This is a genomic window from Pseudomonas sp. FFUP_PS_473, from assembly GCF_002858665.1.
Taxonomy (GTDB): domain Bacteria; phylum Pseudomonadota; class Gammaproteobacteria; order Pseudomonadales; family Pseudomonadaceae; genus Aquipseudomonas; species Aquipseudomonas defluvii.
In genome coordinates, this window is the sequence record NZ_PJQQ01000036.1 from 38,748 (window position 1) to 45,930 (window position 7,183).

Here is a 7,183-nt window from a genome sequence, read left to right on the forward strand (position 1 = left end):
TAAGGAATGAACGTATGCAACGGGTAACCCGCGATGCCCACGCAAGCCAGGACAGCGCACAGGCTCTGGATCAGACGGTAGCGTTGATTCACCAGCACTTTCCGCCAACTATTGCTCACCTCTATGCCATACCCCGCCAAGGTAAGGGTGGCGCGCTGGAGTGGTGGTCAGCGCTTGCCGGGCAGCCACACCTCTACGCCACGTTGAACCGTGAACAGCAGGCAGCGTTGTTGATGCGTTATGAAGAACGCCAGACCTCAGTGGGTCACCTGGCCCTGGAGCTGGAACGGCGGGGTCAGGAGCAGGCGGCCAAGGCTCTGCGCGGCCTGATCGGGGCACCCGACCTCGACAATCTCTACAGCGTCAATGGCGAGCCACTGGTGGTGCGCTGGGGTCAGCAACCGGCCCCGCTGCAGACTCCCTCTGTAGCTCACAAGCCGAAACCGGCTCCAGTCACTGCACCGACCAAACCTGCGGCCCCGAAACCGGCCCCGGCACCACGCACGGTGTCTCCACCTCGACGCTGGCTCATGTGGCCCTGGTTACTGGGATTACTGCTACTGGCAGCGCTCTGGTGGATGTACGCGTGGTGGCCTTCAATCCACCAATGGTGGGTAGCACCAGGACGCCCTACCTTTGCCTGCGTTCCAGGTACCCCTTCACAGGCCGCCGAGTTTTCCGTGGTACTCGATACCTCAGGCTCGATGGACAGCCGTATTCGGGTCAAACAAGAAAGTGACCCGTGGTACATCGACCTGCTGCAAAAAGTCCCGCTGCTGGAGGATTACCTTGCGTCCAAAGGCCCACAACGGGTCACGCGTATGGAGGTCGCCAAGAACTCACTCGGCACGTTGGTGGAGAACCTGGACAAAGACATAGACATGCGTCTGGTGACGTTCAACGGTTGCCGCGCACCACTGGACCATGGCGTATTCGACCGAGACAAACGTCCACAACTCACAGAGCTGATCCAGAAACTCGATGCCAAGGGCGGTACCGGGTTGGGCATCAGCCTTGAAGCGGCAGCCCGGCAGATGAACGGTCGTGACCGCGACGGGGTGATTGTGATGTTTGTCGACGGCAGCGACAGCTGTGGCCAAAGCGTCTGCAAGGTGTCCCGTCAGATAGCCCAGGCACAGCCGCGACTGCGGATCAATGTCGTCAACATCAGTGCCAGTACGGGCTCGAACTGCGCGGCCGAAAATACCGGCGGCCGTGTCTACACAGCCAATGATGCGGCAGCCGTGGCTGCAGCACTGCAAGAAGCCAGCCTGGAAGTGTCGAGTGGCGTACGTTGTGAATGACCGCCCTGCCGACGATCCGAACTTTACGCCAATGACGCTTTTCAATCGGACCAATGCCGCTTTCAACCTTGCCCTGTGGTGATTACTGCACGATTCTTTAGCTATCGATCGTCACTACCACCACTTGGCAGGGCTCCCTATGAAAACCGTGGCACAGCTCCTGAAATTGAAGTCCCAGCAGCATCAGCAGGTTCACACTATTGCCCCTGACCAGATGGTGCTTGATGCGCTGCGGGTGATGGCTGAAAAGAACGTCGGTGCCTTGCCCGTCGTTGAAGGCGGCAAAGTGGTCGGCGTAATCAGTGAACGCGACTATGCGCGCAAGATGGTACTGAAGGGGCGTTCATCGGTGGGCACACCGGTCAGCGCAATCATGAGTGCGCCCGTGATTACGGTAGGGCCGCATCAGAACATCGATACCTGCATGAGCATGATGACCGACGGCCACCTGCGTCACCTGCCGGTGGTGGAGAACGGTGAGCTGCTGGGCCTGCTGTCGATTGGCGACCTGGTCAAGGCAGCCATTGCTGAACAAGCGGACCTTATCCAGCAATTGGAGCATTACATTCGCGGAGACTGAAGCCGAGGGCTGATTTCAGATCAGCCCTGCACCGTCGTCTTCATCGTCGACCAACAGGCGGGTCAGGCCTCCCAGGGCGATACGTGCCTGGGAGCGCCCTAGCAGCTTGCCTTGGGCGCCTTCTGGCAAGTCGGTGATGCTGATCAGCCCTTTGCGGGTCAGCACATCGATCAAGTCTTCCAGTACCCGGATCATGTCCAGGTCGCTTTGCTTGAGTTGCTGAAGGCTGCCTTCCAGCACGTCGTCAGCAAACCACTTCTGAATTTCCGCGTTGTCGGCTGGCAAGGTTTCCGTAGCGTCGGCATAAGCTGCAGCTTCTACCCGGAGCAATTGGCCCTGTGCATCGCGTTGCACGTAGAACATGGGGTACCCCTCGTGTGTGTCAGTCCATATCCGCCATCAGCAGCATAGGCCAAGCCCGCCGGGCAGTAGCGCCCGGCGCGCCAGTATGCGCCGCGAAGACGGTATAGGGAAAGGCCCGAGGCCAGCAGCAACCCGGGTAGGGCTGCCGCTGGCACAGGGATTAGCTGTTGGAGTGATCGATCTTGATGGTCGGGTCTGCACCGGAGATCAACGAGTTGATCGTGGTATTAGACCAGTTCACCCCTTCCAGCTTGATGGTGACATCAGCATTGGCCGTTCCACCGGCGGCATTGAGCTTGCCTTCGGAACTGACCTGCAGTGTAGAAACACCATCGACGGTCGTGAGCTTCAGGTAATTGTCGATGGTGCTGCCCTTCTCGCCTTGCAGCAAATCGCTCAGGTCGAGACGGTCACCTTCGGCGGGTTTGAAGTCCTTGATCACATCGTTACCCACGTCACCGGCCTTCCAGACGAAGGTGTCGGCACCGCTACCGCCGGTCAGGATGTCATCGCCCTTGCCGCCGATCAGGTAGTCATTACCTTCACCGCCAATCAAGGTGTCGGTACCGCTTCCACCGAACAGGATGTCGTTGCCCTTACCACCGTCAAGGGTGTCGTTACCGCCCTGACCAAAGATGATGTCGTTGCCATCACCTCCCAACAGGTTGTCATTGCCATCGTTGGTGCGCGACACGTCGAATTCGCTAGTGTGCTCAGCGATGTACTGGTGCACTACGCGGCCATCGACATCCGCCAGGCTCAGGCCGGTTTTCTGCGCGATATACGCCTGGATGGCCTCGACACCGTTACCGGTAATCGAGTCGAAGCTGACCAGATCACCAAACAGGATGTCATTGCCGTCACCACCGTTGACTGTGTCGTTACCCGGCTGAGTGGCTTCGGTATGCCCGAGGATCGCTTCAGCCAGTTTGCTTGGGTCAATGTTGGTCTGCGGTTTGCCATCACTGTCGTACGGAGCCAGGGCGGTCTCGCTAATCCCGCTTTTGAGACCAATGGCCTCAACCTTGGACAGGTTGGCAAGCAGCAAATAACTGTCATGTGAGTTGGTGTAGGTTTCGCCACTGTTATACCAAGACTCTTGGGCTACGTACGACAGTTCATAGGTACCGTTGCCCTCAGCATGCAATTGGCCAGAGGCATTGCTGTCTGCGCTCCACTTTTTCCCCGTCCAGTACTCGGCCTTGAGGTTGCCCTGAGCATCAATCGTGATTCGGTTGTAATCACCAACCATCTTCTTGTCAAAAACATCGCCCAGTTTGTAGTTCAACGAACCCAGGACACCATCCAACGTATAAGAAGATCCCCGGAACGTTGGGTCCGTCTGCTCACCACTCTGGAACCGGTTAGGCTGTCCATCGGTGATGAAGAACGTCTGGTTTTCGCCTGTAACACCCGTGTTTTTGAGCGTCTGGAACCAGTTGGCCGTAGTTTTGAAAGCGTCCTCATAGTTGGTGTTGCCACCTGCGTAGAACTTCTGCAGGGCCGCCGTCAGGGTAGTCAGAGCCGAGCTATCGGCGAGGTTGACGGAAATAGTGGTGTTGACCTGCTCAGAGAAGTCCACCAACAGAATGTTGACGACACCAGCACCTGCGCCTTTGACACTGTTGGTCAGCGTCGTGAACACGTTCTGCAATGCCTTCTGTGCGGCATCAATACCGGATGACCCCATACTCCCGGACGTGTCGACAATGAACGCCAGGTTGTAGTTCTGGCCCTGGACAACATGCAGACCGTTGATGTCAGCCACGATAACGTCGTTATTGTCAGTGCCCGACAAGTTGTCATTATTTTCGGTGCCGTTATTGAGAGCGTATTTGTCCTCATACACGGTCACCTTGATGGTGCCATCGCGGGAGTCAGTGCTGCCATTGGCCGTTTCGGTCGAAGTCGAGGTGACTTTAACGTCGAAAGTACCGTGGTAGTACGCTGGCGGCTTGATGCTCAGGCTGCCCAGGTTCCAACCGGTGACGTTCACCTCGGAAGCACCGACGGTCACGGTGTGGCCTGCACCATCGCTCAGTACCGAGCCGGCTGGAATACCACCCAGCTTGACGCTCAGCACCTCAGAACCATCGGTATCGGTCAACGAAGTGTTGATCGAGGACAGTTTGACAGTGCCATTCTCAGCGCCTTCGTTGAGTTTGTAACCATCGTAGTAACCATCGCCGTTGCTGCCGTGCAGATCAGACAGGGTAACGCCGGCGTTGGTCAGGTCCGCAGTACTGGTGTAGATCGGAACGCCCGCGCTGCTAAGGTCTACAGCAGTGCCGCCATTGACTGACAGGTTGACGTCGTAGCTACCTGGGCCCGCCTGGTTGTAGTGGTAGATATCAACGGTGTAGTAACCGCTCTTGGTCGGTGAGAAGCTGCCATTAAGCTGGCCACCCGCGCCCCAGGTCGTGCTAGCCACGGTATTGCCACCAATCGACACCGCCAGGCTGTCATCACCGACACCTTTGAAGGTGTAGGTGCTACCAGCTTCCAGGTAGATCAGGCCCGACACTTTCGTGGCGATACCAGGGCTTACGTTGCCAGTCGATGCCACATCAGTGGCGATCGTAGTGCTGTTAGGTGTGCCGGCCGCATCGATCACCGACTTCAGCGTTGCGGCATCGGCGCCATTACCGCTGGTGCCCAAACCACCGAGGTTATTCCAGACTTCCTTGATCAGGCCGGTCGAGGCCACGCCGTTGCCGCCGATGGTCAGGCCTGGCTTGTCTGCTACGGGGGTCACGTCCACTTTCAGCGTGGCTTCGCTGCCCTGAGTCTGGCCGTCAGTTGGCTTGTACTGGATCTGCGCGTAGTCGGCCTTTTGGTCGCCGACACCATTGCCACTGAAGGCATCGGAGCCCGACTCGTTCTTGTCCGGCATGAACTGCAGCTTGCCGGCGTCGATGTCAGCCTTGCTGAAGACCTTGCCGAGATCACTGTCGGTCATGGTCTTCCAGGTCGAGCCATCCTTGTACTGCAAGACACCATCGGCCGGCAGCTTGGTGATGACAATACCCTGGCTGGACAGCGCGCTGTCCACATCGGAGACATTGAAGTCACTCCAATTCAAGGTCAGCGGTGCATCTTCACTACCAGTGACAGCGCCGCCTGCCGCAACCGGCGCATCATTGACCGCCGTCACATTGACTGTCGTAGTCGCAGTGTTGGAGGTATTGACGCCATCGGTGACGGTAACCGTGATCACCCGTGGTGTGGTGCTCGGGTCGTCCGAGTTGTTGGTGAAACTGATGTTCTTGATTGCCTGGATGTAATCCTCCAGGGTCGCCTTACCGCTCAAGGTCAACACGACCTGGCCATCCGTGCTGTTGGCATTGATGGAGATGCCGTTGACGCTGTTACCCAGGTTCAAGTGATCGCCTGGCTGACGGTTGGTCAAGGTGACAGTAGCGCCCATCATGAAGTCGCTGTCGACATCGGCGATTTTCACGTCGACGTCGCCAATCGAAACGCCCGGGCCGGTAGTACCTTCAGTAAAGGTCACGTTGTAGTCAGCACCGGTCGAGCCACTGGAGTTGTTGCCATCCAGGTCGAGAATCGGCGCAGGCTCAAAGATCTGCGTGGTAACACTGCCCGCGTTGCTATCAACCACCAGGTTCTCGAACCGACCACCACTGGCCGAATCGATCTTGACGGTGAAGCTCTCGGTGCCTTCAGTGGCCGCATCCTTGATGGTTGGGATACTGAAGTCTGCGCTGCTGGAGCCCGCTTTGATGACCACCGTTGCAACACCGGTGAAGTCGGAGCCATTGGCCGCGGTACCGCTGTAGCTCAACTTGACGATGACATCCGTAAGTGGCGGATTGCTCAGCGACACGGTGTAAGTGGCAGTGCCACCTTCAACGACCGAGTTCGTGCCGGTAATGCTGACAGTGGTGCTGTCAATGGTATCGGTGACCTTGGTGACCGCTGGTGTCTGGGTGTAAGACAGGTTCTCAAAGTTACCGCCGGTGGCACCGGTGATATACGCACTGACGTTCCCTGCATCCAGATGCACATCATCAGAAGGTGCAGCGATGGTGATGCTGTTTGACGTTTCACCTGCGGCAATCACAATCGTCTTGCCGTTGGACAATGTCACGGTGACCGGGGTATCCGCCGCATTGCTCAGCGATGCGGTGTAAGTGATATTGCCACCTTCAGCCACAGAGCCGGTCGCACTCAAAATCAGGTTAGTGTTGTCGATAGTGTCTGTGACCTCGGTGGTCACAGACTTGCCATCCGGAACCAACGCCTCGAAGTTACCGCCACTGACGTCAGTGATGCTGTTGGTCAGCGGCTCGTGGCCATTGATCACATCGTTCGGCGCAGTGAAAGGTACCGAGCCCGACAACTCACCCACCGGGATAGTGATGGTCTGGCCGTTAGCCAAGGTCACAGTGACCGGGGTACCAGTAACCGGCGAAGTCACGGTTGCGGTGTACACAACAAGCCCGCCTTCGACCGCACTTGGTGTGGCGCTCAGGGTCACGGTGGTGGTGTCGATGGTGTCGGTTACCGTGGTCACTGCCGCCGTTGGGCTGGTCACCAGGCTTTCGAAGTCACCACCGGTGCTGCCGGTGATGGTGACGTTCAGCGTTTCGCCGTCTTTGTAGACGTCGTCGGATGGAGCATCAACCGTGATCGAACCTTCTTTCGCACCGGCGGCGATGGTGACGACCTGGTTGTTGCTCAGGGTCACCTTCATTTCCGTGCCGGCCGGGTTGGTCAGCGATACGGTGTAGACGATCTTGCCGCCTTCAGTCACTTCGCCAGTTGCGCTGACGCTCAGGCCAGTCGAATCCTGCGTGCCTGGACCATCGGTGACAGTCGTGGACGGCTTACCAACGGCTTCTACTTTCTCGTAGTTGCCGCCACTGATGTCCGTGATGCTGTTGGTCAGTGGTGCGTTGGTGTTGTGAACGTT

At 57.8% G+C, this 7,183-nt stretch carries 4 protein-coding genes; 2 read left to right on the plus strand and 2 right to left on the minus strand.

Annotated features, from left to right (window positions below; genetic code table 11):
* Positions 1–14 precede the first annotated feature (14 nt).
* Entirely contained in the window at positions 15–1,304 is a 1,290-nt protein-coding gene (locus tag CYD26_RS20510) for a VWA domain-containing protein (RefSeq protein WP_102053490.1), read from the plus strand.
* Positions 1,305–1,443: 139 nt separating this feature from the next.
* Positions 1,444–1,884, plus strand: a complete 441-nt coding sequence (locus CYD26_RS20515) for a CBS domain-containing protein (RefSeq protein ID WP_065759806.1) — start codon at positions 1,444–1,446, stop codon at positions 1,882–1,884.
* A gap of 15 nt (positions 1,885–1,899) precedes the next feature.
* On the opposite strand, the gene CYD26_RS20520 is transcribed toward CYD26_RS20515, so the two are convergent.
* Together CYD26_RS20520 and CYD26_RS20525 are read right to left on the minus strand one after the other, a co-directional pair.
* Positions 1,900–2,247 (minus strand): tryptophan synthase subunit beta, encoded by a 348-nt coding sequence (locus CYD26_RS20520; protein WP_065759807.1) that lies wholly within the window; start codon positions 2,245–2,247, stop codon positions 1,900–1,902.
* Positions 2,248–2,407: 160 nt separating this feature from the next.
* A partial coding sequence (locus CYD26_RS20525) for an immunoglobulin-like domain-containing protein (protein ID WP_145991802.1) occupies positions 2,408–7,183 on the minus strand: 4,776 nt, incomplete at its 5' end.

Coding starts and splice junctions, on each gene's coding strand:
- CYD26_RS20510 (WP_102053490.1), top strand. CDS start 15: ATGCAACGGGTAACCCGCGATGCCCACGCAAGCCAGGACAGCGCACAG.
- CYD26_RS20515 (WP_065759806.1), top strand. CDS start 1,444: ATGAAAACCGTGGCACAGCTCCTGAAATTGAAGTCCCAGCAGCATCAG.
- CYD26_RS20520 (WP_065759807.1), bottom strand. CDS start 2,247: ATGTTCTACGTGCAACGCGATGCACAGGGCCAATTGCTCCGGGTAGAA.